Source organism: Pantoea agglomerans, assembly GCF_021397715.1.
GTDB classification, from domain to species: Bacteria; Pseudomonadota; Gammaproteobacteria; order Enterobacterales; family Enterobacteriaceae; genus Pantoea; species Pantoea astica.
Map to the genome: position 1 here is coordinate 2960196 of NZ_CP090207.1, position 26032 is coordinate 2986227.

The 26032-nt window shown below is 57.8% G+C and carries 24 protein-coding genes, 3 tRNA genes and 2 other RNA genes; 14 read left to right on the forward strand and 15 right to left on the reverse strand.

Features of this window, described 5'->3' with window-relative positions; all coding sequences use genetic code 11:
- Nucleotides 1-63 precede the first annotated feature (63 nt).
- Nucleotides 64-540, forward strand: coding sequence for a kinase inhibitor (locus LZU96_RS13985; protein ID WP_094119427.1), 477 nt, complete (start codon nucleotides 64-66; stop codon nucleotides 538-540).
- Between the two features lie 45 nt (nucleotides 541-585).
- Here LZU96_RS13985 and pgl read toward each other — a convergent pair whose 3' ends face one another.
- Nucleotides 586-1587 (reverse strand): 6-phosphogluconolactonase, encoded by a 1002-nt coding sequence (gene pgl / locus LZU96_RS13990; RefSeq protein ID WP_094119428.1) that lies wholly within the window; start codon nucleotides 1585-1587, stop codon nucleotides 586-588.
- Nucleotides 1588-1738: 151 nt separating this feature from the next.
- Here pgl and LZU96_RS13995 point away from each other — a divergent pair, with 151 nt between their 5' ends.
- Nucleotides 1739-2557: a pyridoxal phosphatase gene (locus tag LZU96_RS13995; RefSeq protein WP_233984861.1), complete on the forward strand. Its 819-nt coding sequence runs from the start codon at nucleotides 1739-1741 to the stop codon at nucleotides 2555-2557.
- A gap of 488 nt (nucleotides 2558-3045) precedes the next feature.
- Nucleotides 3046-3591, forward strand: coding sequence for a hypothetical protein (locus tag LZU96_RS14000; RefSeq protein ID WP_233984862.1), 546 nt, complete (start codon nucleotides 3046-3048; stop codon nucleotides 3589-3591).
- A 454-nt stretch (nucleotides 3592-4045) separates the two neighbouring features.
- Here the strand turns inward: LZU96_RS14000 and modC are convergent, their stop codons facing one another.
- The 4 genes from modC to LZU96_RS14020 all read right to left on the reverse strand — a co-directional run bounded on the left by modC (nucleotide 4046) and on the right by LZU96_RS14020 (nucleotide 6874).
- A complete protein-coding gene (gene modC / locus LZU96_RS14005) occupies nucleotides 4046-5104 on the reverse strand; it encodes a molybdenum ABC transporter ATP-binding protein ModC (RefSeq protein WP_233984863.1) in 1059 nt (352 codons plus the stop codon).
- Nucleotides 5104-5793 carry a molybdate ABC transporter permease subunit gene (gene modB, locus LZU96_RS14010; protein ID WP_233984864.1) on the reverse strand — a complete coding sequence of 230 codons (690 nt, stop codon included), beginning with the start codon at nucleotides 5791-5793 and terminating at the stop codon, nucleotides 5104-5106. The genes modC and modB overlap by 1 nt, the downstream gene beginning before the upstream one ends.
- Nucleotides 5790-6563, reverse strand: coding sequence for a molybdate ABC transporter substrate-binding protein (modA, locus tag LZU96_RS14015; protein WP_233984865.1), 774 nt, complete (start codon nucleotides 6561-6563; stop codon nucleotides 5790-5792). The genes modB and modA overlap by 4 nt, the downstream gene beginning before the upstream one ends.
- A 155-nt stretch (nucleotides 6564-6718) precedes the next feature.
- Entirely contained in the window at nucleotides 6719-6874 is a 156-nt protein-coding gene (locus tag LZU96_RS14020) for an AcrZ family multidrug efflux pump-associated protein (protein WP_233988206.1), read from the reverse strand.
- Nucleotides 6875-7013: 139 nt separating this feature from the next.
- On the opposite strand from LZU96_RS14020, the gene modE reads away from it, so the two are divergent.
- The 6 genes from modE (at nucleotide 7014) to gpmA (ending at nucleotide 13694) form a co-directional block, all read left to right on the forward strand.
- Nucleotides 7014-7796: a molybdenum-dependent transcriptional regulator gene (gene modE, locus LZU96_RS14025; protein ID WP_233984866.1), complete on the forward strand. Its 783-nt coding sequence runs from the start codon at nucleotides 7014-7016 to the stop codon at nucleotides 7794-7796.
- Between the two features lie 76 nt (nucleotides 7797-7872).
- Nucleotides 7873-9345 (forward strand): molybdate ABC transporter ATP-binding protein ModF, encoded by a 1473-nt coding sequence (gene modF, locus LZU96_RS14030; protein WP_233984867.1) that lies wholly within the window; start codon nucleotides 7873-7875, stop codon nucleotides 9343-9345.
- 225 nt (nucleotides 9346-9570) lie between these two features.
- Complete coding sequence (galT, locus tag LZU96_RS14035) at nucleotides 9571-10614, forward strand: galactose-1-phosphate uridylyltransferase (protein ID WP_233984868.1); 1044 nt, start codon at nucleotides 9571-9573, stop codon at nucleotides 10612-10614.
- A complete protein-coding gene (gene galK / locus LZU96_RS14040) occupies nucleotides 10614-11762 on the forward strand; it encodes a galactokinase (RefSeq protein WP_233984869.1) in 1149 nt (382 codons plus the stop codon). Before galT ends, galK begins: the two co-directional genes overlap by 1 nt.
- Nucleotides 11756-12790: a galactose-1-epimerase gene (gene galM, locus LZU96_RS14045; RefSeq protein WP_233984870.1), complete on the forward strand. Its 1035-nt coding sequence runs from the start codon at nucleotides 11756-11758 to the stop codon at nucleotides 12788-12790. Before galK ends, galM begins: the two co-directional genes overlap by 7 nt.
- Before the next feature lie 151 nt (nucleotides 12791-12941).
- Entirely contained in the window at nucleotides 12942-13694 is a 753-nt protein-coding gene (gene gpmA, locus LZU96_RS14050) for a 2,3-diphosphoglycerate-dependent phosphoglycerate mutase (RefSeq protein ID WP_233984871.1), read from the forward strand.
- Nucleotides 13695-13754: 60 nt separating this feature from the next.
- Here gpmA and aroG read toward each other — a convergent pair whose 3' ends face one another.
- On the reverse strand, nucleotides 13755-14807 hold the full coding sequence (gene aroG, locus LZU96_RS14055) for a 3-deoxy-7-phosphoheptulonate synthase AroG (RefSeq protein WP_233984872.1): 1053 nt from the start codon (nucleotides 14805-14807) through the stop codon (nucleotides 13755-13757).
- Between the two features lie 289 nt (nucleotides 14808-15096).
- Between aroG and LZU96_RS14060 the strand changes: the two genes are divergently transcribed.
- The 4 genes from LZU96_RS14060 to zitB all read left to right on the forward strand — a co-directional run bounded on the left by LZU96_RS14060 (nucleotide 15097) and on the right by zitB (nucleotide 20136).
- A complete protein-coding gene (locus LZU96_RS14060; protein WP_233984873.1) occupies nucleotides 15097-15459 on the forward strand; it encodes a YbgS-like family protein in 363 nt (120 codons plus the stop codon).
- A 99-nt stretch (nucleotides 15460-15558) separates the two neighbouring features.
- Complete coding sequence (locus LZU96_RS14065; RefSeq protein ID WP_094119441.1) at nucleotides 15559-16140, forward strand: response regulator transcription factor; 582 nt, start codon at nucleotides 15559-15561, stop codon at nucleotides 16138-16140.
- The gene (locus LZU96_RS14070) at nucleotides 16122-19196 is read left to right on the forward strand and encodes an ATP-binding protein (protein ID WP_233984874.1); all 3075 of its coding nucleotides are present in this window, start codon (nucleotides 16122-16124) and stop codon (nucleotides 19194-19196) included. Before LZU96_RS14065 ends, LZU96_RS14070 begins: the two co-directional genes overlap by 19 nt.
- A complete protein-coding gene (gene zitB, locus LZU96_RS14075; RefSeq protein WP_233984875.1) occupies nucleotides 19174-20136 on the forward strand; it encodes a CDF family zinc transporter ZitB in 963 nt (320 codons plus the stop codon). The genes LZU96_RS14070 and zitB overlap by 23 nt, the downstream gene beginning before the upstream one ends.
- On the opposite strand, the gene pnuC is transcribed toward zitB, so the two are convergent.
- The 3 genes from pnuC to LZU96_RS14090 all read right to left on the reverse strand — a co-directional run bounded on the left by pnuC (nucleotide 20130) and on the right by LZU96_RS14090 (nucleotide 22607).
- Nucleotides 20130-20852 (reverse strand): nicotinamide riboside transporter PnuC, encoded by a 723-nt coding sequence (pnuC, locus tag LZU96_RS14080; protein WP_233984876.1) that lies wholly within the window; start codon nucleotides 20850-20852, stop codon nucleotides 20130-20132. The two genes, zitB and pnuC, sit on opposite strands and share 7 nt — an antisense overlap.
- A 24-nt stretch (nucleotides 20853-20876) precedes the next feature.
- Complete coding sequence (nadA, locus tag LZU96_RS14085) at nucleotides 20877-21938, reverse strand: quinolinate synthase NadA (RefSeq protein WP_233984877.1); 1062 nt, start codon at nucleotides 21936-21938, stop codon at nucleotides 20877-20879.
- A 147-nt stretch (nucleotides 21939-22085) separates the two neighbouring features.
- Nucleotides 22086-22607: a methylated-DNA--[protein]-cysteine S-methyltransferase gene (locus LZU96_RS14090; protein WP_233984878.1), complete on the reverse strand. Its 522-nt coding sequence runs from the start codon at nucleotides 22605-22607 to the stop codon at nucleotides 22086-22088.
- Between the two features lie 159 nt (nucleotides 22608-22766).
- On the opposite strand from LZU96_RS14090, the gene LZU96_RS14095 reads away from it, so the two are divergent.
- On the forward strand, nucleotides 22767-24215 hold the full coding sequence (locus tag LZU96_RS14095) for an AlkA N-terminal domain-containing protein (RefSeq protein ID WP_233984879.1): 1449 nt from the start codon (nucleotides 22767-22769) through the stop codon (nucleotides 24213-24215).
- Nucleotides 24216-24332: 117 nt separating this feature from the next.
- On the opposite strand, the gene LZU96_RS14100 is transcribed toward LZU96_RS14095, so the two are convergent.
- The 6 genes from LZU96_RS14100 to cpoB all read right to left on the reverse strand — a co-directional run bounded on the left by LZU96_RS14100 (nucleotide 24333) and on the right by cpoB (nucleotide 26032).
- Nucleotides 24333-24469: non-coding RNA, RtT sRNA (locus tag LZU96_RS14100), on the reverse strand.
- A 43-nt stretch (nucleotides 24470-24512) separates the two neighbouring features.
- Nucleotides 24513-24673, reverse strand: a non-coding RNA gene (locus LZU96_RS14105) — RtT sRNA.
- A gap of 43 nt (nucleotides 24674-24716) precedes the next feature.
- Nucleotides 24717-24792 (reverse strand) — tRNA-Lys (locus LZU96_RS14110).
- A gap of 46 nt (nucleotides 24793-24838) precedes the next feature.
- Nucleotides 24839-24914 (reverse strand) — tRNA-Lys (locus LZU96_RS14115).
- A gap of 74 nt (nucleotides 24915-24988) precedes the next feature.
- Nucleotides 24989-25064 (reverse strand) — tRNA-Lys (locus LZU96_RS14120).
- A 173-nt stretch (nucleotides 25065-25237) separates the two neighbouring features.
- Nucleotides 25238-26032 carry a cell division protein CpoB gene (gene cpoB / locus LZU96_RS14125; RefSeq protein ID WP_233984880.1) on the reverse strand — a complete coding sequence of 265 codons (795 nt, stop codon included), beginning with the start codon at nucleotides 26030-26032 and terminating at the stop codon, nucleotides 25238-25240.

The following is a 26032-nucleotide window of genomic DNA, read 5'->3' on the forward strand; positions in this document are numbered from 1 at the left end:
GCTGGAACTGACTGCGCGTTTGGTTATGATGTCAGGCTAATGATCGACACGTGAGGAGAGGTAATGCGCGTTTATAGTCAGGACTTTAACGACGGCGATAAAATGCCTGAGAAGCACGTTTTCAACGGTATGGGCTATCAGGGCGAGAACATCTCTCCCCATCTGGCCTGGGAAGCAGCCCCGGAAGGTACCAAAAGTTTTGTGGTGACCTGCTACGATCCCGACGCGCCAACCGGCTCCGGCTGGTGGCACTGGCTGGTGGCGAACATTCCGGCTACCACCACTTCTCTGCCGCAGGGCGCGGGCTCCGGTCAGGCCGGGCTGCCGTCAGGGGCGATCCAGACCCGGACAGATTTTGGTCAGGCCGGTTATGGCGGTGCGGCGCCGCCGCAGGGCGAAACCCATCGCTACATTTTCACGGTACATGCGCTGGATGTGGAAAAGATTGAGGTGGATGAGGGTGCCAGTGGTGCCATGGTCGGCTTTAATGTCCATTTTCACGCGCTGGCAAGCGCGTCACTGACCGTGAACTACCAGTAATTCCGCTACGCCTCTCCCAGCCGGGAGAGGCGTTAAATTGCAGCGTTACGCCTGCAACTGATGTACCACGACCCACATCGGACCCTGTCCGACCGCATAGCGTCCCAGCGGCTGTAACAGTCCCTGTGGTTCAGTGATGCGATAGACCTCAATGTGATGGGATTTCTGCCCCGCCGCCACCAGATACTGTCCGCTGTGATCGATATTAAAGCCGCGCGGCTGGGTTTCAGTTGGCTGGAAACCTTGCAGCGTCAGCTGTCCGCCATCTTCACTGACGCTGAACACCGCCAGCGTGCTGCTGGTGCGGTCACAGGCGTAGAGGAAACGGCCATCCGGCGTCAGATGAATATCTGCGGCCCAGCGGGTTCCGCTGAAATCAGCCGGCATCATGTCCAGCGTCTGTACGCTCTCAACTTCGCCATCTTCATTATCTAACGCCCAGACGTCGACCGTGCTGTCGAGTTCATTGACGCAATAGGCGTAGTGACCGTTCGGATGGAACTGCATGTGGCGCGGACCGGCACCGTCGACGGTGGTGACCTGCGCCTGCGGGCGTGGCGTCAGCTGGCCGTCGTCACCCAGCGCAAACAGGCAGATGCGATCCTGTTTCAGCGCCGGTACGTAGAGTGTCTGGTTAGCCAGGTCGATATTGGCCGAGTGGCACCCTTCCAGTCCGTGAATCACCTGCAGCGGTGCCTGTGGCACGCCATCCTCGCCAATCGGGCTGACGCTGACGCAGGCGTCATTATAGGAGCCGCAGAACAGGAACTTACCGTTGCGATCGGTAGAGATATGGGTCGGGCTGCCCGGCAGCGGTGCCTGTCCGGCTTCCGTCAGGGTGCCGTCAGCGGCGATGCGGAACGCCAGCACGCGAAAATTGGGGCGCACGCCGACATAGAGAAATTCGCGGTTCGGACTCACCACCATGGGCTGAACCTGGCCAGCGACATCGGTCACCTGAAGCAGCGTCAGCGCACCCTCTTCATTCATCTGCCAGACGTGGATCTGCTGGCTCTCGGGACTGGCGGTGTAGACAACTTGTTTCATGCATTCTCCTTTTTGGCTGCCTGATGATGATCTGTGAGTCACTGTAGCGCGTTTTTGCCATGCTGGAATCATTTGTGCCCGGTTTTTTGTCTCGCGACCGCGGTCAGGTGTAGACTTGAGGCTTCGCTACGCTACCCGAACGGAAGGATTAATGAGCTACCGTGTAATTGCCCTCGACCTCGATGGCACGCTATTAACACCCGCCAAAACCATTCTGCCGCAGTCTGTCGAGGCGCTGAAAAAAGCGCGCGAGGCGGGCATTCACGTCGCTATCGTGACCGGACGCCACCACTGCGCCATTCACCCTTTTTATCAGGCGTTGGAGCTCGATACGCCAGCCATCTGCTGTAACGGTACCTATCTGTATGACTATCAGGCGAAAAAGGTGCTGGCCGCCGATCCGCTCGACACCCAGCTGGCGCTGCAGGTGATTGAGATGCTGGATCAGCAGCGGATTCACGGCCTGCTGTATGTCGATGATGCGATGCTCTATCAGACGCCGACCGGTCACGTTACCCGCACACTCAACTGGGCTGAATCGCTGCCGCCGCACCAGCGCCCGGTGTTCCGGCAGGTACCCGATCTGGCGCAGGCCGCGCGTGAAGCGGATTCCATCTGGAAATTTGCGCTGTCACATCCCAACATTCCCGAACTGCAGCAGTTTGCCAGCAAAGTCGAGGCGGAACTGGGTCTGGCCTGCGAATGGTCGTGGCACGATCAGGTCGATATCGCCAAAGGCGGCAACAGCAAAGGCAAGCGACTGGCGCAGTGGGTGGAATCGCTGGGGCTGAGCATGTCCGATGTGATCGCCTTCGGTGATAACTATAACGATCTCAGTATGCTGGAAACCGCCGGTCTGGGCGTGGTGATGGGCAATGCTGATGAAGCGATCAAAGCGCGGGCGAAAAAAGTGATCGGCACTAACCTCGAGCCCGGTATCGCCGAAACCCTCTATCAGTACGTGTTGTAATCAGGGCGTCACCGGGACGCTTTGTAGCCGGGCATAGAGCCATTGATCGGGCCGAATGCCCAGCTTATCCGGCGCCCACGGCGTAATGCGCGCCCGGCATTGACCCGATGAAAAAGGGTCTGTTTCATTTAATGCGTTGAGAAGCAAAAAGCAAATTTTAACGCAGGGATAAAACAATAGATAACGCAACATGACTCTGAGGAGGGTCTGTATACATTCAAGCCCTTATTAATCTTTTATTAAATAAGCCCTGCATTTTATTATTCACTCTTAACCTTTAAACACCTGACATTGATATAAAGCAATGTGACATAAATAGTCATTAAAGCTGACACCAGTATTGATGACGGAAAAATATCAAAAAACAGTGCCGCCATAAGAAAGATATAAAGCTATTTGATATCAGGCCGCCCACCACTTTCAATTAAAAAACGCTAAAGCTTATTTTTCACCTGCCGATAACCCTTATTTATCTGTAGGTATGGGATATGTTTAAAAATAGATTCAACAAGGCTCTGCTTTTATTATCATTGATGCTCACGGGTTGTACATCGTTACAGGTTGGTCATTTAACCCGCTACGCCAGTGATGTGCATTATTATTCTTTCATTGATGGCTCAATCGTTGCTCCCTACGCGCCTAAAGTTTATCCCATGAAAGTGCCGGACGACCTCTCCTTTGTGCAATTTGTCGTTGACCTGGGCTACGACTATGTTGCGCTTCCCTTTATCTATACAGATAGTCGAATCACGGAAAACACCGCACCTTTTTTTGAATTTCTGGCCTGGTCTAAACAACCCTTTATTCAGCGTCAGGAAACAAAGCAAAAGGTCATTGGTGGACGTTACAATGATATTCTGGAATACGGTGAAGAGAATGATCTGAAAACACAAGAGCCAGTGTTTTTAGTCGTGCGTCATTTTGGATATTTCGCCCGTGATGCCGTATTTGCACTGACCGTACCTGAAGTCGAAAATCTTTTATCAGAAGTATACAGTGTTAAATACTGCAAAGAACATGGATTGAAGTTATAGACGATTCCGGGACATATAGCGCTATTGACCACGCTGCTCTGCCACCCGAATCAAACGCTTCTTTGATTGATGCATAGTGATGTCATCCAGGCCACCAAACAGAAGCACGGTGAAAGCCATTTTATAGGGCGTTGCCCTGAACCACAGAAAGTTTTGCAGAATCCCTCTGGTAACGGTTCGGGGCCACCAAAAGGTTTCACATTTTAATTTGGTTTAAACGTCTGGTCGGTATCACCCTTCCTGACAGGGAATTGAATATCAATACTCATCAGATTATTAATGTCGGCTTTCCACTTCTTCTCTTCACGACAACCAGAGAAGAAAGCAAGAACCCACGCTCTCTGTTCAGAGGTGTCAGAACCCTACTCAATAAAACATCCGAAGCAAGTCAGAAAAACAGAGACCCATTAAATAATTTCATTAAAAAATAACGAATTATCAGTACATTTAGTCATCAGGGCGTCACCGAAACGCTTTTTATCTGGGCATAGAGCCACTGATCTGGCCGAATGCCCAGCTCATCCCGCGCCCACGGCGTAATGCGCGCCCAGAGTTCACTGATGCCGATGCGCAGCTTCACCTCCACCTGATCGCCGACCTCTACCAGCTCCACCACCTGTGCCGGCAGGATATTGCGGATGGAAGTATTGTGCGGCGGCTGCAGCGCCAGCGAGACATCGGCCGAGGCGATACGAATCCGCAGAGGCGTTTTCAGCGGCTGATGGATGCGGCTGACCCAGATATGCTGATCACCCAGCGACAGGGCGGTCATCGGATAGTCAGGATGCTGCTCCAGCACCTGTACCCGCAACACGCTGCTCAGCTCGCTGACTGGCAGCCACGGTCGCATCGCGCTGCTGCTCCAGACCCGCTCCAGCGGGCCAAACGCTTTCACGCTACCGTTATCCAGCACCAGCACGTTATCCGCCAGATGCAGGATCTCTTCCAGGCTGTGCGACACGTAGAGCATCGGGATCTCCACCTGCTTCTCCAGTTTTTGCAGATAAGGCATCAGCTCGCGTTTACGCGGCACATCCAGCGACGCCAGCGGCTCATCCAGCAGCAACATATCCGGCGCGGTCAGTAACGCCCGGCCAATCGCCACCCGCTGCTTTTCACCGCCCGACAGCGACAGCGGAAAGCGCGACAGCAATGGCTCCAGACCCAGCAGGGAGACCAGCGAGTCGAACTGCGCTTTCATCGCCGGGGCCATGCCATATTGCAGATTGCCGCGCACCCGATAGTGTGGAAACAGCCGCGCATCCTGAAACACATAGCCAATCCGGCGCTTTTCCGGCGGCAGCGAAATCTGCTGTTCTGCATCAAACAGCACCCGATCGCGCAACTCTATCCGGCCATGCTGTGGCTGCGTCAGCCCGCTGATGGCGTTGATTAACGAGGTTTTACCGGCACCCGACACGCCGAAAATGGCGGTGATGCCCTTAGCAGGGATTTGCAGGTCAATCGTCAGCCGATGATCGCCCTGCTGCTGGATAAAATTCAGTGACAGCATCAGTTCCCCATCCGCTTACGGCCCAGTCGCGCCAGCCATTCTGACGCCAGTAACGACGCCAGTGCCAGCACGATGGCAATCACACACAGCCGCGCGGCGGCGCCTTCTGCGCCTGGCGTTTCAATCAGGCTGTACATCGCCAGCGGTATGGTGCGCGTCTCGCCGGGAATATTAGAGACAAAAGTAATGGTGGCACCGAACTCCCCCAGCGATCGCGCAAAGGCCAGCACCGTGCCGACGATAACGCCTGGCAGAGTCAGCGGCAGCGTGATAGTAAAGAATACCCGCCAGCGTCCGGCACCCAGGGTGCGTGCGGCCTGCTCCAGCCGGATATCGACCGCTTCCAGCGCCAGGCGAATGGCGCGTACCATCAGCGGAAACGCAATCACCGCCGACGCCAGCGCTGCGCCGCGCCAGCTAAAGGCAAAACTGAAGCCGAACCAGTCATAGAGTTTTTCACCGATGATGCCGCGTCGTCCCAGGCCGATCAGCAGCAGATAGCCGACCACCACCGGCGGCAGCACCAGCGGCAGATGAATCAGGCTGTCGAGCAGCGCTTTACCGGGAAAACGGCAGCGCACCAGAATCCACGCCATCAGGATGCCGAACGGCAGGCTGCCCAGCACGGCAATGCCAGAGACTTTCAGGCTGAGCACTACCGCCTGCCATTCGGGATCGCTGAGTATCATTTCGTTGGTGTGAATCCGTAATGTTTAAACACGACCGCTGCTTGCGGTCCTTTCAGGTAGTGATAAAAAGCGTTAACGGCGGCATTGTCGCGATCTTTAACGATCGCCATCGGATATTCTACCGGTTTGTGACTGGAGGCCGGGAATCGTCCCACTACCTGCACTTTCGCACTGGCGACTGCATCGGAACCGTACACAATGCCATAGGGTGTCTCATTACGCTCAACCAGCGCCAGTGCGGCCCGCACATTATTTGCCGGTGCCAGCACCGGTTCAACCGTTTGCCAGGCACCGAGCTTCTGTAGCGCCTCTTTGGCGTAAATACCGGCCGGAACATGGTCGGGATCGCCTACCGCCAGACGCTCTCCGTGCAGCAGCGTTTTCCAGTCGGTCTGCTGATTCAGCTCAACCTTCTTCGCCGCCGCGCCGCGCGGTGCCACCAGCACCAGATCGTTGCCCAGCAGCGTGTAACGGCTGCCGGTGTTAACGCTCTTTTTCGCCACCGCATCATCCATCCACTGCTGATCGGCGGAGATAAACAGGTCAGCTGGCGCGCCCTGCTCTATCTGGCGCGCCAGCGTCGAGGAGGAGGCGAACGATGAGACCACCGTGACGCCGGTCTGCTGTTGATAGTCATGGGCGATATCCTGCAGGGCGTTGGTCAGCGAGGCGGCAGCAAAGACGGTCACTTTTTCCGCCGCCAGCGCCTGGCCCGTCAGTGAAACGGTCACCAGTGCGGCGATTCCCCAGCGGTACTGTAGTAAAGACATGATCTTCTCCGGTTATTCGTTGTGTAACGGATAATACAACGCCCGTTCCGGCAGTGTTATTAATTTATCGGCAGTTTTAGCAGAAGGATGAGTGGAAGTGGAGGTAGCGGTAGCAGAAAGCAGCACGCCCGCACAAAGGCGGGCGTGACAGGCAATTAATTGTGCGAACGGGCTGAAGATTTTTCGCGATGACCAAATTTTGAGATGACGTTAAACACTTCACCCAGGCCATAGATCATACCTAACATCAGCGCCATGACGACAGGGACCATAAGCACAGCTATGGCGAGGCTTTTAAGTAATTCCAGCATGGAGCGTCTCACTCTGCGAACAAAAAAGTGATTGTAACGGGTCAGCAAAATTTTGCGCAGCCCTTTTCGTGCTTTTACTTTGGTCACGAAACGCCGCTATCATCGCGCAGATACGCCTTAACCCTTTGCCGGAGTCGCTATGCAAGCCGAACTTTCCCTCCATATTCGTTTACAGCAAAAACTGTTTGCCGATCCGCGCCGCATCGAACTGCTGAAACGCGTGCAGCAAACCGGTTCAATCAGTCAGGGCGCAAAGCTGGCGGGCATCAGTTACAAAAGTGCCTGGGATGCGATCAATGAGATGAACCAGCTGGCGGATGAGACGCTGGTGGCACGCGCCACCGGCGGCAAAGGCGGTGGCGGCGCTACCCTGACGCGCTACGGTGAACGGCTGATTCAGCTGTTTCAGCTGATGGAGCAGATCCAGCAAAAAGCGTTTGACGCCCTGCAACAGGATGCGCTGCCGCTCGACAGTCTGCTGGCCGCCATTGCGCGCTTCTCACTGCAAACCAGCGCCCGGAATCAGCTGTTTGGCACCGTGATCAGCAACGATGCGCAGTCGGTGGTGCAGCATCTCAGGATTTTACTGGCTGACGGCGTCACCGAACTCCGGGTGGCGCTGACCCAGCGCAGTGCCGATCGCCTGCAGCTGGCTGCCGGCAAAGAGGTGCTGCTGTTGATTAAGGCGCCCTGGATTCGGGTCAGCCGCCAGGCCGGCGACGGCGACAATCAGCTGGCGGCGACCGTCAGCGCCATAGAGCCTGGCGAACAGTTCAGTGAGCTGCTGATGCAGCTTGCCAGCGGAGAAACCCTGTGCGCGACGCTGAGCAATGTTGCGTTGCAGCAGCAGAACCTGCAGCCTGGCGACCCGGTCATCGCCCATTTTGACGCGGAACACGCTATCGTCGCCACCCTGGTATGATTTTCCCCGGCTGATTTGACTTCATCGCATCCAGTGGTTACAACACAGTAACACGATGCAAAAAATGGAACAGATCATGGCTTCATTGCAGATTTCGCAAGGCACGTTTCGTCTTAGCGATACCCGGGTTTTGACCCTGAATGAGGTTCAGCTTCAGCGTGGCGAGAGCTGGGCCTTTGTCGGTGCCAACGGCAGCGGCAAGTCATCACTGGCGCGCGTCCTCTCTGGCGAGTTGTCGCCGCTGGCGGGCTCGGTCAGCAGTGATTTCCAGCGTCCGACGCGACTGTCGCTGGAGCAGTTGCAAAAGCTGGTCGCCGATGAGTGGCAGCGCAACAACACCGACCTGCTCAGTGAAGGTGAAGAGGATACCGGCCTGACCGTGGCTGAGGTGATCCAGGCGGAAATGCAGCAGCCGGAACGCTGTACACAGCTGGCCCGCCAGTTTGGCATCGAGCAGTTACTGACGCGCCGCTTCAAATATCTCTCCACCGGCGAAACCCGCAAGACGCTGCTCTGCCAGGCGCTGATGCAGCAGCCGGATCTGTTAATTCTGGATGAGCCGTTTGACGGGCTGGATGTGGCGTCACGCGCCAGCCTGACCGGGACCTTACGCAGCCTGCAGCATCCCGACTTTACTCTGGTGCTGGTGCTCAACCGCTTTGATGATATTCCCGAGTACATACAGCAGATTGGAGTACTGGCGGAGTGTACCCTCACCCATATCGGCCCGCGCCAGACCATTTTAGCCGAAGCGCTGGTGGCGCAGCTGGCGCACAGTGAACAACTGCTGGGGATGGCGCTGCCGGAAGCAGATGCGCCGGATCAGCTGCCGTCGCTGGCGGATGATGCGCCGCGCGTGATTCTGCGCAACGGCGTGGTCTCTTATCACGATCGGCCGGTGATCGACGGGCTGAACTGGCAGGTCAATGCCGGTGAGCACTGGCAGATTATCGGCCCCAACGGCGCCGGTAAATCAACCCTGCTCAGCCTGGTGACCGGCGATCATCCCCAAGGCTACAGCAACGACCTGACCTTGTTTGGTCGCCGGCGCGGCAGTGGTGAAACCATCTGGGAGATCAAGCAGCATATTGGCTATGTCAGCAGCAGCCTGCATCTCGATTATCGCGTCAGCGTCAACGTGCTGACGGTGATCCTGTCAGGCTTTTTCGATTCGATTGGTCTTTATCAGGCCGCGTCAGACCGTCAGAAGGCGCTGGCCCGGCAATGGCTGGCGCTGCTCGGGATGAACAATGCGCTGGCGGATGCGCCCTTTCACAGCCTGTCGTGGGGACAACAGCGGCTGGTATTGATTGCCCGCGCGCTGGTGAAGCATCCGACGCTGCTCATTCTGGATGAGCCGCTGCAGGGACTCGATCCGATCAACCGTCAGCTGGTACGGCGTTTTATCGATGTGCTGATTGGCGAAGGTCGCACTCAGCTACTGTTTGTCTCACATCATGCCGAAGATGCGCCGCAGTGCATCACGCACCGTCTGAGTTTTGTTGCCGGTGACGGCGGCTATCACTACCCGCAGCAGCAGCTGAAATAAATCGGCCAGACGCCGGTCAGACGGCGTCTGCTTCACCCTCAGATGTAACCGCTACCACTTACCCTGCGCTTTCCCGCCTGCAATTCCGTCACAATGCCACGAAATGAGAATATTCAGCTTGTGTAAACGATACCATTTATCCAGACTTGATCACGCTTTCGGGCGCGCTGATGTGCTACTTTTTACCGATGCCTCTTTGGCTTTTGACGCTTACCAGGATTCAACATGGAAAAATTTAACCCGGTCGATCACCCGCATCGCCGTTACAATCCACTGATTGATCAATGGATTCTCGTTTCACCCCATCGGGCAAAACGTCCGTGGCAAGGCGCGCAGGAGACCCCGGCGGTCAATACCTTACCGGCGCACGATCCCGATTGCTTCCTGTGTGCGGGCAATACCCGCATCACCGGTGACAAAAATCCTGACTATACCGGCACTTATGTCTTTACCAATGACTTTGCCGCACTGATGACCGACACGCCAGACGCGCCAGAGAGCGACGATCTGCTGATGCGCTGTGAAAGCGCGCGCGGCACCAGTCGGGTGATCTGCTTTTCGCCGGATCACAGCAAAACGCTGCCGGAGATGTCGTTAAGCGCGCTGGAGGAAGTCGTACGCACCTGGCAGGAACAGACCGCCGATCTCGGTCAGCACTATCCGTGGGTGCAGGTGTTCGAAAACAAAGGCGCAGCGATGGGCTGCTCTAATCCTCATCCGCACGGCCAGATTTGGGCTAACAGCTTCCTGCCGAATGAAGCGCAGCGCGAAGACGATCATCAGCGCGCCTATTTTGCGAAGCATGGCTCACCGATGCTGGTCGATTATCTCGCCCGTGAACAGCAGGATGGCAGCCGCACCGTGGTCGAGACCGATCACTGGCTGGCCGTGGTGCCGTGGTGGGCGGCGTGGCCGTTCGAAACCCTGCTGTTGCCGAAAGCACACGTTCAACGTCTGACCGATCTGAACGAGGCGCAACGCAGCGATCTGGCTAAAGCGATCAAGCTGTTGACCAGCCGCTACGACAACCTGTTCCAGTGCTCCTTCCCCTACTCGATGGGCTGGCACGGCGCACCGTTCAACGGTGAAGCCAACGATCACTGGCAGTTGCATGCTCACTTCTATCCGCCGCTGCTGCGTTCAGCAACGGTACGTAAATTTATGGTTGGCTATGAAATGCTGGCCGAAACCCAACGCGATTTAACGGCGGAACAGGCGGCGGAACGTCTGCGTTCTGTCAGCGACGTTCACTTCCGTGAGGCACAATAATGAGCTTAAAAACCATCACGCAGCAGGTCTTCTCCGACACTTTTGGCTACGCGCCGACCCACACCATTCAGGCTCCGGGCCGCGTTAACCTGATCGGTGAACATACCGATTATAACGATGGCTTTGTGCTGCCGTGCGCCATCGATTATCAGACGGTGATCGCCTGCGCGCGCCGTGACGATCGTCAGATCCGGGTGGTAGCGGTCGATTACGACAACGCTGAAGACAGCTTCTCGCTGGATGAAGAGATCCGCAGCCTGGAGCAGCCGATGTGGGCCAACTATGTGCGCGGCGTGGTGAAACACCTGCAACAGCGCCACGCCGATTTCGGCGGCATCGATATGGTGATCAGCGGCAACGTGCCGCAGGGCGCGGGCCTGAGTTCATCAGCCTCGCTGGAAGTGGCGGTCGGCACCGTGGTGCAGCAGCTCTACAATCTGCCGCTGGACGGCGCGGCGATTGCGGTCAACGGTCAGGAAGCTGAGAACCAGTTCGTCGGCTGTAACTGCGGTATCATGGATCAGCTGATCTCGGCGCTGGGCCAGAAAGATCACGCCATGCTGCTCGATTGCCGCACGCTGGGGACCCGCCCGGTCTCAATGCCGGAAGATATCGCGGTGGTGATCATCAACTCTAACTTCCGCCGTACGCTGGTAGGTAGCGAGTACAACACCCGTCGTCAGCAGTGTGAAACCGGTGCGCGCTTCTTCAATAAACCAGCGCTGCGTGATGTCGAACTGGCTGAATTTGAAGCTGCGCAGTCGCAGCTTGATCCGCAGGTGGCGAAGCGTGTGCGCCACGTACTGACGGAAAATGCCCGTACCCTGGAAGCCGCCGATGCGCTGACCCGTGGCGACCTGACGCGCATGGGCCAGCTGATGGCCGAATCTCACGCATCGATGCGCAATGATTTCGAGATCACCGTGCCACCGATCGACACCCTGGTTGAGATCGTGAAAGCGCAGATTGGCGAGCGCGGCGGTGTGCGCATGACCGGCGGTGGCTTTGGCGGCTGTATCGTGGCGCTGATGCCGCTCGATCTGGTTGATCAGGTGAAAGCCGCCGTAGCAGAGCAGTATGAAGCAGCGACCGGCATCAAAGAGACCTTCTACGTTTGTAAAGCCTCAGCGGGAGCTGGCCTATGCTAAACGACGTTAATTCTCATGCGCCGGACGGGCAACCGTGGCGCATCACCGTGCTGCGCAATGCGAACGGCATGCTGGTGACCTTTATGGACTGGGGCGCAACCTGGCTGTCGGCCCGGGTGCCGATGCAGGATGGCACGGTCCGTGAGGCACTGCTCGGCTGTGCCACGCCCTCTGACTATCTGCACCAGGATGCCTATCTGGGCGCCACGGTGGGCCGTTATGCCAACCGCATCGCCGGAGCGACGCTGAATAAACTGAACCGTCAGCTGGTGGCCAATCAGGGCCCGCATCAGCTGCACGGCGGCCCGGAAGGGTTTGATAAACGTCGCTGGCAAATCGTCAGCCAGTCGGAAACTGAAGTGCACTATCGGCTGGATTCGCCGGATGGCGATCAGGGTTATCCGGGCAATCTGATTGCCGATCTGCGCTATCAGCTGGATGACGATAACTGCCTGAGCATTCAGTATGAAGCGCGCTGCGATCAGGCCTGTCCGGTCAACCTCACCAACCACGCTTACTTTAACCTTGATGCGCATCATGGCGACGCGCGTCAGCATCGCTTACAACTGCACGCCGACAGTTACCTGCCTGTCGACAGCGACGGGATTCCGAATGCGCCACTGAAAGCGGTGGCAGGCACCAGTTTCGATTTCCGTCAGGCCAAACCGGTGGCGCAGGATTTCCTCGCCGACGACGATCAGCGTGCGGTGAAGGGCTATGATCACGCCTTCCTGCTTAACAGCGCCGGCGACGCCACTCAGCCCGCGGCTGAACTCTGGTCGGAAGATGGCAAACTGCAGCTTAGCGTCACCACCTCCGCGCCGGCGCTGCAGTTTTACTCGGCTAACTATCTGGCTGGCACCCGTGCCCGTGAGCAGGAGAGCTATACTGCTTTCCAGGGCATTGCGCTGGAGAGTGAATTTTTACCGGACTCGCCTAATCATGCGGAATGGCCGCAGCCTGATTGCTGGCTGCAGCCGGGAGATCGCTGGGAATCGGTGACGCGTTATCGCTTCACGCCGCGCTGAGTCACCGGCTGAAAAACGCGCAGTGCGTTGCCGACAGGCTTACGTGCTGCCCGCTTTTCCGTTATGGTATGGCGCAATTGGCTCGTTGAACGGGCTGGCAGCAGCAGGTTTCCATTCTCACAGAAACATCACAGTATTAAGGAGTTAAGCTATGGCTGTAACTAAGCTGGTTCTGGTGCGTCACGGCGAAAGCCAGTGGAACAACGAAAACCGCTTTACCGGTTGGTATGATGTTGACCTTTCTGAAAAAGGTCGTGGCGAAGCCAAATCAGCGGGTCAACTGCTGAAGAAAGAAGGCTTTGTGTTTGATTTTGCTTACACCTCAGTACTGAAGCGTGCGATTCACACCCTGTGGAACGTGCTGGATGAGCTGGATCAGGCCTGGCTGCCGGTCGAAAAAACCTGGCGTCTGAACGAGCGTCACTACGGTGCGCTGCAGGGTCTGGATAAAGCAGAAACCGCCGCGAAATATGGCGACGAGCAGGTTAAGCAGTGGCGTCGCGGCTTTGCCGTTACCCCGCCAGAGCTGGATCGTTCAGATGAGCGTTTCCCGGGCCATGATCCGCGTTATGCGAAACTGACCCCAGAGCAGCTGCCAACCACCGAAAGCCTGGCGCTGACCATCGATCGCGTGATTCCTTACTGGAACGACACCATTCTGCCGCGCATCAAAAGCGGTGAGAAAGTGATTATCGCCGCACACGGCAACTCACTGCGTGCGCTGGTGAAATATCTCGATAACCTGAGCGAAGATGAAATCCTCGAACTGAACATCCCTACCGGCGTACCGCTGGTGTATGAGTTCGATGAAAACTTCAAACCGCTGAAGCGTTACTACCTGGGTGATGCCGACGAGATTGCAGCGAAAGCCGCAGCCGTTGCGAATCAGGGTAAAGCGAAGTAATTCTGCGCTAAAACGCCAAAAGGCCAGACGCAAGTCTGGCCTTTTTCATGCGTGCTTCCTTTAGCCGCGACGCTGTTTTACCGCTGCCGCTAACTGGCGTAACACTTTGTCGGTGTCATCCCAGCCGATGCAGGCGTCAGTGACGCTTTTGCCGTAGACCAGCGGCTCGCCGCTCTCCAGGCTCTGGTTGCCTTCTACCAGGTGGCTCTCAATCATCACGCCGATAATTGCCCGCTCACCGTTGCTCATCTGCTGCGCCACATCTTCCGCCACAACCATCTGCCGCTGGAACTGCTTGCTGCTGTTGGCGTGGCTGAAGTCGATCATCACCTGCTGCGGCAGGCCCGCTTTCGCCAGTCCGGCTTTGACTTCGCTGACGTGCTGCGCGCTGTAGTTTGGCTCTTTACCGCCGCGCAGAATGATGTGGCAATCCGCGTTACCGCTGGTTTCGACAATCGCCGAGTGACCATATTTGGTGACCGACAGGAAACAGTGCGGCGAACCGGCAGCGTTGATCGCGTCGATGGCGACTTTGATGGTGCCGTCGGTACCGTTTTTAAAGCCCACCGGGCAGGAGAGGCCCGACGCCAGCTCACGGTGTACCTGAGACTCGGTGGTACGGGCACCAATCGCGCCCCAGCTCATCAGATCGGCCACATATTGTGGGGTGATCATATCGAGGAACTCGCCGGCCGCCGGTAACCCACTGTCGTTGATCTCCAGCAGCAGTTTACGCGCCAGACGCAGTCCGTCGTTCAGCTGGAAAGTGCCATCCATGTAAGGGTCATTGATCAGCCCTTTCCAGCCCACCGTGGTGCGCGGCTTTTCAAAATAGACCCGCATGACCACTTCCAGCTCGCCTTTCAGCTCGTCGCGCAGCGTCAGCAGTCGGGCGGCGTACTCTTTCGCGGCTTCGGTGTCGTGAATCGAGCACGGCCCGATCACCACCAGCAGACGATCGTCCTGACCCTGAAGGATCTGATGAATAGCCTGACGCGCCTGTGAAACTGTTTCGGCAGCCCGATCGGTGGCCGGGAATTTTTCCAGCAGCGCAACCGGCGGCAGCAGCTCTTTAATCTCTTTGATGCGTAAATCATCGTTCTGGTAATTCATACTGATTCCATATTATTTCAGGCCCAGCGCGCGCCGGGCACAACCTGTCCAATGTAGCCCGAAGCGCCAGGGGTGTAAATTCCCGCTACGGGTTAAATGTTCGGGTGATATTTGCATTAATCGGGTTAGCGTCTAGACTTTTTAATGGTAGGCACTGATAAACGGACTGCTTACCCGATTAAATCACCCTGTTTAAGCCAACCGGCGAATTTTATTTCGTACGGGACCTTTTTATCCAAATTGCACCTCTGGGCTTGAAGCAGCAACTTCATTAATTAACGGGAGCATAATGATGAAAAAGTTTGCCTTACTCTTTTTGACAGCAGCGATGACTCTGAGCAGCGGCGCAGCCATGGCGGCGAGCGGCAACAATGGTACGGCTAACCAGGCTGCCGATGCAGGCGCAGCGGCGGGCGGTGCGAAAGAAAATCTGCCACCGAATAATGTTGATAACAGCAATATTAATAACACCGGCACCAACACGAATCCGGCAACTTCTGGCAGCAATACCAGCAGCGGTAATATGTCTGCGAATGAAATCGACCAGAACAGCCAGTGTAAAGATGGCAAATGCCCGAACATCAATAAAAAAGTCCAGACCAAAGAAGGTGGCGGTGACGTGAATACCAAAACCGACGGCACCTCACAGTAATTCCGTCCGATCAGGAGAGCCTCTGCTCTCCTGTCTTTTTCTCCCCTCCTCTCTTCTCTTCCGCTATGCTGAGCCGGTGAAATTAACAGGGAAATATTCATGGCCGCATTGCTTCTGATTGACGATCATCCACTGGTCGAGGTCGCCCTTGAGGCTGCGCTGACTCAGTCACCGATTCCGGTAAAACTTTACTCCGCCAGCAGTGAAAAAGCCGCACGCGCCTTTCTCTCTTTGCCGCTGGATATTATCGTGCTGGACATTGGCCTGCCGGATGGCGACGGCCTGGAGATTCTGCGCCGTCTGAAGATTCATCTGCCCGATTGCCCGGTGCTGATCTACTCGGCGCAGCAAACCCACCACACCATGCGACGCGCTCAGGCGCTGGGTGCGGCAGGTTATGTGGTGAAAAGTCAGCGCATGGAGCAGCTCCTGAGCGCGATTCTGGCGGTGCTGGGCGGTCACACGGCCTTTCCTGCTATTGAGGATGAACCAGAACTGCCGCTGACCCAGAAAGAGCGCCAGGTCCTGGCATTACTGGCCAGCGGCCTCTCTAACCTGCAAATTGCCGCTCAGCTGCATATCAGCAACAAAACCGTCAGCACTCATAAAAAGAATATTCTGGAAAAGACCGGTGCCCGCTCGGTGGTGGAACTGGCTGACCTGTGGAAAGCGCAGCAGTGAGGAACTGGCTGCTGATTTTATTGCTGTTATGGAGCGGGGTCGGGATGGCCGTCCGGCCAGTGAGCAGCGTAAATCTGCCGATGATGCTGCCGGTGAACCGCGCCGAAACCATGCAGGGTCGGATGCTGCGCGTCGGTCTGCTGGAGGAGAACAACGCGCCCTGGGCGATGCGCATCGGCAACGATCTCTATGGCATCAATGCCGATTATCTCTCGGCGCTGCGTCAGCTGACCGGTGCCCAGTTCAGTCTGACGCTGTACGCCGATCAGGCACATCTGTTGCAGGCGCTGAATGACGGAGAGATCGATTTTGCCCTGGGTATGCTGGCCGCGCCGTTACCGCCAGGCACGCTCAGCAGTGACATCTGGTACAGCAGCCCGCTGCGCATCTACCGTAACCAGCAGAATCAGCGCGCCGTGATGTTTAACAGCCAGAATGCCCAGCTGGCGATCAGTGACACCACGCTGGCACAGCTGCCGCCCGATCTGGCGGCGCGCCATCGCTGGCGGCGTTATAGCAGCGATCTGCAGGCTCTCTATACCCTGCTTAATCAGCAGAACGATTATGTGGTGGCGGATGAGACCAGCGCCGGCTTTCTGTTAAGTCAGCTGCAGCAGGGTCAGATTTATCAGATTGCTTCGCGGATAGAGGCCGGTCAGCTCAGCCTGCGCGCGGTGAGCCGCGATCCGCAGCTGATTAACTGGATCAATCAGAGCCTGCGTCAGCTGCCCGCCGAGCTGATGAATACGCTTCAGGCGCGCTGGAGCAGCATCCTGCCACGCTATCAGGATACCCAGACGCTGATGCTCAGCCCGGATGAACGGGCATGGATTGCCGCCCATCCACGGGTGTTCTACGCCGCCGAGCCGGATAACTATCCGTGGAGCTACCGCGACAGCACCGGCACGGCGCGCGGCTACGGCGTCGAGCTGCTGAAAGTGATCGCCCAGAGTACCGGACTGCAATTCGAGCCGGTATGGGTCAGCAATCCCCGCCAGGCCGCCGCACTGATCGGTCAGCAGCAGGCGATGCTGCAGCTGATGCAACCGCTTAACGGTGATGCGATGCAGAGCACCTCGCTGCCGGTGTGGCGGGCGTTGTGGGGCATCTACAGCATTCAGCCCCATTCCCTGACGCACTGGCGTGACCTGCGCGGTAAGCGGGTCGGCGTGCTACAGGACGATCTGGCGCAGCGGCTGTTGCCCGACGACCTGCAGCCGCAGCGCTTTGCCGATCGCAACAGCCTGTACGATGCGCTGGCCAGAGGCCAGATTGATGCCCTGGTCGATAACGTGCTGTCAGCCCGCTGGCGCATCGCCAGCCGCAACGATCCCCGTATTCATCTCGCCTTCGCCGCCAGCGACATCGCCTGGCCGATCGCGCTGGGCGTCGCCCCGGAGCAGCCGGTGCTGCGTGCGCTGCTGGATCGGGCGCTGCAGCAGATTCCGGCTGAAACCCAGAGCCAGATGCGCGATAGCTGGTCCACTCCGCCACAGCCGGGCAGCGTGATGGTGATGCGCTCCTTACCGATGATGGTGCTGGTAGTGGCCGGAGCGGCGATCGCCTTACTGCTGCTGTTACTGGCGCGCCGCTACTGGCAGCAGCGCCGGGAGCGTCAGCAGCGTGAGCAGGCGGAGCGCGCCAACGCGATGAAGAGTCAGTTTCTGGCCACCGTCAGCCATGAGCTGCGCACGCCGATGCAGGCGATTCTCGGACTGCTGGAGCTGGAAAAGCAGCAGCACAGCAGCCAGAATCTGACGCTACTGCACAGCAGCGCGCAATCATTGCTGACCTTACTCAACGACCTGCAGGATCACGCCCGGATTGAGAGCAACAGCTTTACGCTGTCGCCGCGTCCGCTGGCGCTGGCGACCTGGCTCGAACAGCAGCAGCACTTTTACCATCCGTTGATGCGCGCTGACGGACCGCGTCTGGTGGTCAGGGCGCTGACGCCGCTGCCGGAGGCGATTCTGATCGATGCCGATCGCCTGCAACAGGTAGTGAATAACCTGATGACCAATGCGCTGAAATTTACCCGGCACGGTGAGATCCGGCTGACGCTGGCGGCCCGACAGCAGCTGGAGCTGACAGTCAGCGACAGCGGTAGCGGCATTCCGCCGGAGGAGCAGCAGAAGCTGTTCGATCCCTGGTATCAGGCACCGTCCGGCAAATCGGTTTCCGTCCAGGGCAGCGGCCTGGGGCTGTTTATCTGCCGGGAAATGGTGTTGCGCATGGGCGGCGATATCCGGCTGGTTTCTCAACCCGGTCATGGCACAGAAGTGACGGTCACGCTTCCGCTTGAGCCCTGTCAGCCGGTCAGCCCTGTCAGCGAATCTGCCCTGCCCGGCTACCCGCAGTTGCGGGTGGCGATTGTTGATGACCATCCCACCAATCTGCTGGTGATGCAGCAGCAGCTGGCGCGCTTCGCTATTCAGGCCGATACCTTCGAGCAGGGCCGCGACCTGTTGCGCGCCGATGCGCAGCAGCCGTATGACCTGCTGTTTATCGACCAGATGATGCCGCGTCCCGACGGCACGCTGCTGCTGCGGCTGCTGCGCCGTCGCGATCGTCAGCGTGGCCGTCAGGCGATGCGGGTATTGTGCTCAGCCGACGCCCAGTTGCTGTCCCAGCCGCTGGCGGCCGGCGAACGGGTGCTGATTAAACCGGTGCAGTTATCCGATCTCAGCGCCCTGCTGGCCGCCTGGCAGCCCGATCCGCTGGCGGCACTGGATGACAACCTGTTACGACTGGCGCAGCACAACGACCGGTTCCTTGGCCGTCTGAGCCAGACATTACGCGACACCGTCAGCCAGGATCTGGCGCGGCTTGCCGCGGCGCGCGATCGGCAGGACTGGACGCAGCTGGCGGAAGCCGCACACCGGATGAAAGGCAGCTGGTTACTGGTCGGGCTGGAGGAAGGCGCGCAGCTTAGCCAGCAGTTAGCGGAGCAGGCAAAACAGCATCAGGACACCGCTGAAACGTGGCGATTACTGATATTATTGACTAACAGGTTACTGAAAAAACTGGATTCTTATGGCACACACCCACACTCATAGCGGGCAGGATAGCAATCGTACCCGTCTGGCCGCGGCATTTGGCGTTACCACCCTGTTTATGATCGCCGAAGTGATTGGCGGCTGGCTCTCTGGCTCGCTGGCGCTGCTGGCCGATGCCGGACATATGCTGACCGATGCGGCAGCGCTGTTGATGGCGCTGCTGGCAGTGCAGTTTGCCCGCCGCAAGCCCAATGCACGCCATACTTTCGGCCTGCTGCGCCTGACCACGCTGGCCGCCTTCGTCAACGCTATCGCCCTGCTGGTGATTACCGCCCTGATCGTCTGGGAAGCCGTGCGCCGTTTCGCCGATCCGCAGCCGGTCACCGGCGGGCTGATGCTGGGCATTGCTATCGCGGGACTGCTGGCCAATATCCTGTCGTTCTGGTTGCTGCATCACGGCAGCGGCGAGAAGAACCTCAACGTGCGCGCTGCGGCGCTGCATGTGATGGGTGATTTGCTGGGTTCGGTCGGGGCGGTGGCGGCGGCAGTGATCATTATGCTGACCGGCTGGACGCCGATTGACCCGATCCTGTCCCTGCTGGTGTCGCTGCTGGTACTGCGCAGCGCCTGGGCGCTGCTGCGTGAAAGCCTGCAGGAGCTGCTGGAAGGTGCGCCGCGCTCGCTTGACGTCACCCGGCTGATTCGCGATTTGACCCTGAATATTGCCGAAGTGCGCAACGTGCATCATGTGCATCTGTGGCAGGTTGGCGAGAAACCGCTGCTGACGCTGCATGTGCAGGTGATCCCGCCGTACGATCATGATGCGCTGCTGCACCGCATTCACGCCTATCTGCAGCAGCACTATCAGATTGCGCACGCCACCGTACAGATGGAGTATCAGCCCTGTGCCGGTGCCGAGTGTGAGCTCGGCATCAGCGGTGGCTCAGATCACTCTCATCCTGCGCACCATCACGCCGCGGGCGAGCATCACGCTCACTGAGACGACAGCGCGCGGGAACCCTGTTGCCGCGCGCTGCGAATCCACATCCGGGAACCGTTCAGCGCAATCAGCGTCAGAATCACATACTCCAGCGACATCGCATACACCCCCTGACGGGCGAAGATCATTACGCTGATCACGTTGATAATCACCCACAGCAGCCAGTTCTCAACATATTTGCGCGTCATCAGAATCATTGCCGCAATCGACAGCACCATCATGCACGAATCCCAGAACGGGAAGGCATCCGGTTGCAGCACCGGCATCGCCACCGTCAGTCCGAGAACGTTCATCAGCGTGACCGCTGCCTGCGTCAGGACGGCAAATACCGGGTCGATATAGAGCGTCATCAGCGCAATCGCAACGATGCAGCCCACCGCCCACGCCAGCGCTTTAGGTAACGGCAGCCAGCGAATCTTCAGCGCGGCCTGGTGGTCGTCGGTCTGGCGACTCCAGGCGTACCAGCCATAGAGATTGGCGACAAAAAAGAACAGCTGTAACAGCAGGCTGGCATAGAGCTGGATTTGAAAGAAGATCACCGCAAACAGCGTGACGTTAATCAGGCCAAACGGATAGTTGACGATCTTTTCCAGGCTAGCGAGCCAGATGCAGAGCAAGCCTGCCAGCGTGCCGATCGCCTCAATCCACGAGAGATCGTAGCCGCCCGCACCGAGCGGAATATGAACCAGAATATTGTGTGTGCTGAAGAAGTCCATGCCAGGCACCTGTCAAAGAAACGCTTACGCGTTTCCTTTCACGTTGAGTTTAAGATCCGCTGCAAAGGATAGCATGCGGTTAAGCGGCAGCAACGCGGCTTCTCGCAGGTCATTGTCAACCTGCACCTCATGCTGCGCGCCGCCCGAGTCCAGCGCCTCTGCAATCGCCCTGAGGCCGTTCATCGCCATCCACGGACAGTGGGCGCAGCTGCGGCAGGTAGCCCCTTCGCCAGCGGTCGGCGCTTCCAGCAGCTCTTTCTCCGGTACCGCCTGCTGCATTTTATAAAAGATGCCGCGATCGGTGGCCACAATCATTTGCGGATGCGGCAGCGATTTCGCCGCCTGAATCAGCTGGCTGGTAGAGCCCACCGCGTCGGCCAGATCGACAATCGCCTGCGGCGACTCCGGATGCACCAGCACCGCTGCGTCGGGATAGAGCGCCTTCATGCGCTGCAGCGCCTGGGTTTTAAATTCGTCATGCACAATACAGGCGCCCTGCCAGCACAGCACATCCGCGCCCGATTTTTGCGTCACGTAGCGGCCAAGATGGCGATCCGGTGCCCAGATGATCTTCTCACCGAGACTGTCGAGATGTTCAATCAGCTCAACCGCGATGCTGGAGGTCACCACCCAGTCGGCGCGTGCTTTCACCGCCGCGGAGGTATTGGCGTAGACCACCACGGTACGATCGGGATGGGCATCGCAGAAGGCGTTAAACTCCTCAATCGGGCAGCCGAGATCGAGTGAGCATTCCGCCTGCAGCGTCGGCATCAGCACCCTCTTCTCCGGGCTGAGAATTTTGGCGGTTTCACCCATAAAGCGCACGCCCGCCACCAGCAAGGTCGTGGCCGGATGTTGACTGCCGAAGCGCGCCATCTCCAGCGAGTCCGAGACACAGCCGCCGGTCTCTTCGGCCAGCGCCTGAATTTCCGGGTCGGTATAGTAGTGCGCCACCATGACGGCGTTACGCGCTTTCAGCAACGCTTTGATTTTTTCGCGGTAGCCCGCTTTTTCATCGTCAGTCAGACGGGCCGGTTTAGGCGGAAAGGGGTAAACGGCGCTCTCAGGATCGAACATCACACTCATGACACAGCTCTCGTTTTATCTAATTAACGAAAATCGCCTGTTAAGGCGACTTATGGCGTTGATCCCGCCATCGTGTTTTATATGCTAAACACGATAGCGGAAATGTCTCGGTGTGTCGTGGGGTTTTTGTTCAGCCCGTATGAATAATCAGCTCACGTCGGGCTGCGTGGTGGTTGCCAGCGCCAGGTGTGCCTGCGGGGCTTCCAGTGCCAGCAGAAAGGCTTTGATCTCCAGTCCCCCGGCAAAGCCGGTGAGTTTACCGTTGGCACCAATCACCCGATGGCAGGGTGCGATAATCGAGAGCGGATTACGGCCGTTGGCGGCCCCGACCGCACGGACTGCCAGCGGATGACCAATCTCACGGGCAATCTGGCTGTAGCTGCGTGTTTCGCCAAACGGGATCGCCACCAGCGCCTGCCACACCTTCTTCTGAAAGTCGGTGCCGACAAAGTCGAGCGGCAGTTCGAAACAGCGGCGTTTGCCAGCAAAATATTCCGCCAGCTGCTGTTCGGCCGCCAGAAACACCGGCAGGTCATCGTGACGGGTTTGCGGTAGAAACCGGGTGCGTCTGGGATCGTCGTTCTCCCACAAAATGCCGACCAGACCACGGTCGCTGGCCACCAGCTTGAGTTCGCCGACCGGTGTGACGATAGGTTTGAAGTAATACATGCTGATTCTCCGCTCACTGAGTCAGTGCCGATTATCGCACTTTTCAGCCGTCAGGCTGGCTGTTTTCGGTCACGACGATAAACTGTTGTGCTGTCCGAAAACAGCCAGTCTGCCTGCCGTATCCGGCGTAGGCTGCGCTTTATTTGCCGGAGAAAGACCATGCTCGATCCCGAGATTGCCTATCAGGCGCTGACCTCACGTGATACCCGCTTCGATGGAGTTTTCTTCGTCGGCGTCACCTCAACCGGCATCTATTGCCGTCCGATCTGCCCGGTGAAAGCGCCGATGCAGAAAAACTGTCTGTTCTTCAGCAGCGCCGAAGCGGCCGAAAAAGCGCGGTTCCGTCCCTGCCTGCGCTGCCGGCCAGAACTGGCACCGGGCAATGCGCCGGTGGATCATGCGCATCGCATTGCCGATCGGCTGGTGCAGCGCATTGAGGAAGGCGTGCTGGAGCAGCACGAGGGGCTGGATGAGATTGCGGCCGAGTTTGGCATCAGCGCACGCCAGCTGCGGCGGATTGTGCAGCAGGAGCTGGGCGTCTCGCCGCTGGAGCTGAAGCAGACGCGTCGGATGCTGCTGGCGAAACAGCTACTGACCGAAACCCGGTTGCCGATTATTGATGTCGCCTATGCCAGCGGCTTTGGCAGCCTGCGGCGCTTCAATGATGTCTTTCAGGCCCGTTACCGCATGACACCGGGTGCCTTACGCAAGCAGACGCTGCCGGCGGCACAGCTGCAGCCTGATGATACTATGCGGCTGCGGCTTAGCTATCGTCCGCCTTACGACTGGCAGGCGATGCTCAGTTTTCTGCAGCTCCGCCTGATGAAAGAGATCGAGGCGGTTGAAGATAACTGTTACCGGCGCACCGTGGCGCTGGGCGACTATCGCGGCTGGGTCAGCGTGTCACATCTGCCGGCAAAACAGGCGTTGCAGGTTGAGTTCACCAGCAGCTTAACGCCGGTGTTGCCCGCCCTGCTGCGTCGGCTGCGCGATCTGTTCGATCTTAATGCGCAGCCACAGCGAATTGCGGCGCACCTGCAACAGGACCCGCTGCTGGCGCAGAGCCTGGCGGATTATCCCGGCCTGCGGGTGCCTGGTGCCTTTGACGGCTTTGAAATGGGGGTCCGGGCGATACTTGGTCAGCAGATCACGGTGAAAGCCGCGACCACGCTGAGCAGCCGTTTTGCTGAGGCGTTTGGCGAGGCCTGCGTGACGCCGTTCGCCGATCTGTCACGTTACTCCGCCCGTCCGGAACGGATTGCAGAAACCGCGCTGGATGAGATTGCCCGGCTCGGGATTGTCAGCGCCCGCGCCAGAGCGATTCAGGCGTTCGCCAGCGCCTGCGCCAGCGGTGAGCTACGGTTCAATGCCACGCTGTCGCCTGAGGCGATGATGACGCGGCTGATGAGCTTACCGGGCATTGGTCCGTGGACGGCTCACTATATTGCGATGCGCGCCCTGCGCTGGCCGGATGCGTTTCCGAAAGAAGATATTGCGGTGCGCAATAATCTGGGTGGCCTGACGCCGCGCGCCGCTGAGCAGCGTTCACAGGTCTGGCGGCCGTGGCGTAGCTACGCGGTGATGCATATCTGGAAAAGTCTGTCGTAGTCGGGAAATGGAGTGATGCTGGCGCATCAGCCGAACCTGCGGCAGGTTCTCATCCGGCACGCTTAACTCTGTGCCCTGAAAACGAAAAAAGCGCCTTAAAGGCGCTTCTTTTTTAATTGGTGGGTCGTGCAGGATAAGCCTCGGCCCATCCGGAGCCTCGCCCTGCGGGTGATGCTGGCGCATCAGCCTGAATCGCTCCTGGCGATTCAGTCGAACCTGCGGCAGGTTCTCATCCGGCACGTTTAACTCTGTGCCCTGAAAACGAAAAAAGCGCCTTAAAGGCGCTTCTTACTTAATTGGTGGGTCGTGCAGGATAAGCCTCGGCCCATCCGGGGCCTCGCCCTGCGGGTGATGCTGGCGCATCAGCCTGAATCGCTCCTGGCGCATCAGCCTGAATCGCTCCTGGCGATTCAGTCGAACCTGCGGCAGGTTCTCATCCGGCACGCTTAACTCTATGCCCTGAAAACGAAAAAAGCGCCTTAAAGGCGCTTCTTTCTTAATTGGTGGGTCGTGCAGGATTCGAACCTGCGACCAATTGATTAAAAGTCAACTGCTCTACCAACTGAGCTAACGACCCGCTGGGGGCTTACAACCGTTCTTCGCGCCAGGCGCCTGAAACAAGATGGTGGGTCGTGCAGGATTCGAACCTGCGACCAATTGATTAAAAGTCAACTGCTCTACCAACTGAGCTAACGACCCATCTTAGGTTGTGAAGCAATGCTGAAGGTTATTTCCTGAAAGGGCGCGCAATTAATAACGCGTCTGACCGGAGATGGTGGGTCGTGCAGGATTCGAACCTGCGACCAATTGATTAAAAGTCAACTGCTCTACCAACTGAGCTAACGACCCATCTTCAGGCTTACCGGACACTTTTGCAATTTTGCAATGTCACCCGGCAACGGCGGCATATATTACTGATTTACTGAGGTAGCGCAACCCTTATTTCTGCCAAAAGCGTCGTTTGCTTACCTTTCATACGGCAAGACCAGAAATCACACGATATCCGGTCTGAACCGTACAGATTACATCCCTGCCAGACGTTTTTGCGCCTGTTTTGCAGAGTCGGTATTGGGATAAAGTTTGATCACCTGCTGGTAAACCGCTTTGGCTTTCGCCGTGTCGTTTTTCTCCTGCATGATGACGCCCACTTTCAATAACGCCTCTGCGGCTTTCGGCGACTTCGGATAGTTTTTCACCACCGTGGCGTAATAATAGGCCGCGTCGTCCTTTTTGCCTTTGTTGTAGTTCAGCTGTCCCAGCCAGTAATTGGCGTTCGGCTGATAGGTCGAATCAGGGTAACGTTTTACCCATGCCTGCAGCGCAGTGATCGCCTGATCGTACTGTTTCTTCTCCAGAATCAGCGCAACAGCCGCATTGTAATCACTGTTCGCATCACCGCTCTGCGTCGGTGCGCTATCAGTGGCAGCCGCCGCACCCGCGTCGGTGGCCGCTGCTGCACCGGCTGAGGCATCGCTGCCAGCCGCTGACTGCGCGCCGCCGCTGTTACTGCTGCTCAGGCTGTCGATCTGCTGATAGAGCTGCTTCTGACGCTCGACGACCTGATTAAGCTGATACGAGTTTTGCTGGATTTGCCCACGCAGCGAGTCGATGTCACGCTGGTTATCGCTCATCTGCTGTTGCAGTTGTTGCATCAGCTGTGCCTGGGCATTGGAGATTCGTTCAAGAGTGGTGACACGGTCTTCGACCGAGCCGGAGCCAACGCTACTGATTGACGCTTGGGCATTAGCGGCCCAGGGGGCCGCTACGCCAATCAGTAACGACAGACTCAACAGATGATGTCTGAAGTTACTAACCAT

What these genes read in the sequence shown, in the direction of transcription:
- LZU96_RS13985 (WP_094119427.1), top strand. Translation starts at nt 64, where the DNA reads ATGCGCGTTTATAGTCAGGACTTTAACGACGGCGATAAAATGCCTGAG.
- pgl (WP_094119428.1), bottom strand. Translation starts at nt 1,587, where the DNA reads ATGAAACAAGTTGTCTACACCGCCAGTCCCGAGAGCCAGCAGATCCAC.
- LZU96_RS13995 (WP_233984861.1), top strand. Translation starts at nt 1,739, where the DNA reads ATGAGCTACCGTGTAATTGCCCTCGACCTCGATGGCACGCTATTAACA.
- LZU96_RS14000 (WP_233984862.1), top strand. Translation starts at nt 3,046, where the DNA reads ATGTTTAAAAATAGATTCAACAAGGCTCTGCTTTTATTATCATTGATG.
- modC (WP_233984863.1), bottom strand. Translation starts at nt 5,104, where the DNA reads ATGCTGTCACTGAATTTTATCCAGCAGCAGGGCGATCATCGGCTGACG.
- modB (WP_233984864.1), bottom strand. Translation starts at nt 5,793, where the DNA reads ATGATACTCAGCGATCCCGAATGGCAGGCGGTAGTGCTCAGCCTGAAA.
- modA (WP_233984865.1), bottom strand. Translation starts at nt 6,563, where the DNA reads ATGTCTTTACTACAGTACCGCTGGGGAATCGCCGCACTGGTGACCGTT.
- LZU96_RS14020 (WP_233988206.1), bottom strand. Translation starts at nt 6,874, where the DNA reads ATGCTGGAATTACTTAAAAGCCTCGCCATAGCTGTGCTTATGGTCCCT.
- modE (WP_233984866.1), top strand. Translation starts at nt 7,014, where the DNA reads ATGCAAGCCGAACTTTCCCTCCATATTCGTTTACAGCAAAAACTGTTT.
- modF (WP_233984867.1), top strand. Translation starts at nt 7,873, where the DNA reads ATGGCTTCATTGCAGATTTCGCAAGGCACGTTTCGTCTTAGCGATACC.
- galT (WP_233984868.1), top strand. Translation starts at nt 9,571, where the DNA reads ATGGAAAAATTTAACCCGGTCGATCACCCGCATCGCCGTTACAATCCA.
- galK (WP_233984869.1), top strand. Translation starts at nt 10,614, where the DNA reads ATGAGCTTAAAAACCATCACGCAGCAGGTCTTCTCCGACACTTTTGGC.
- galM (WP_233984870.1), top strand. Translation starts at nt 11,756, where the DNA reads ATGCTAAACGACGTTAATTCTCATGCGCCGGACGGGCAACCGTGGCGC.
- gpmA (WP_233984871.1), top strand. Translation starts at nt 12,942, where the DNA reads ATGGCTGTAACTAAGCTGGTTCTGGTGCGTCACGGCGAAAGCCAGTGG.
- aroG (WP_233984872.1), bottom strand. Translation starts at nt 14,807, where the DNA reads ATGAATTACCAGAACGATGATTTACGCATCAAAGAGATTAAAGAGCTG.
- LZU96_RS14060 (WP_233984873.1), top strand. Translation starts at nt 15,097, where the DNA reads ATGATGAAAAAGTTTGCCTTACTCTTTTTGACAGCAGCGATGACTCTG.
- LZU96_RS14065 (WP_094119441.1), top strand. Translation starts at nt 15,559, where the DNA reads ATGGCCGCATTGCTTCTGATTGACGATCATCCACTGGTCGAGGTCGCC.
- zitB (WP_233984875.1), top strand. Translation starts at nt 19,174, where the DNA reads ATGGCACACACCCACACTCATAGCGGGCAGGATAGCAATCGTACCCGT.
- pnuC (WP_233984876.1), bottom strand. Translation starts at nt 20,852, where the DNA reads ATGGACTTCTTCAGCACACACAATATTCTGGTTCATATTCCGCTCGGT.
- nadA (WP_233984877.1), bottom strand. Translation starts at nt 21,938, where the DNA reads ATGAGTGTGATGTTCGATCCTGAGAGCGCCGTTTACCCCTTTCCGCCT.
- LZU96_RS14090 (WP_233984878.1), bottom strand. Translation starts at nt 22,607, where the DNA reads ATGTATTACTTCAAACCTATCGTCACACCGGTCGGCGAACTCAAGCTG.
- LZU96_RS14095 (WP_233984879.1), top strand. Translation starts at nt 22,767, where the DNA reads ATGCTCGATCCCGAGATTGCCTATCAGGCGCTGACCTCACGTGATACC.
- cpoB (WP_233984880.1), bottom strand. Translation starts at nt 26,032, where the DNA reads ATGGTTAGTAACTTCAGACATCATCTGTTGAGTCTGTCGTTACTGATT.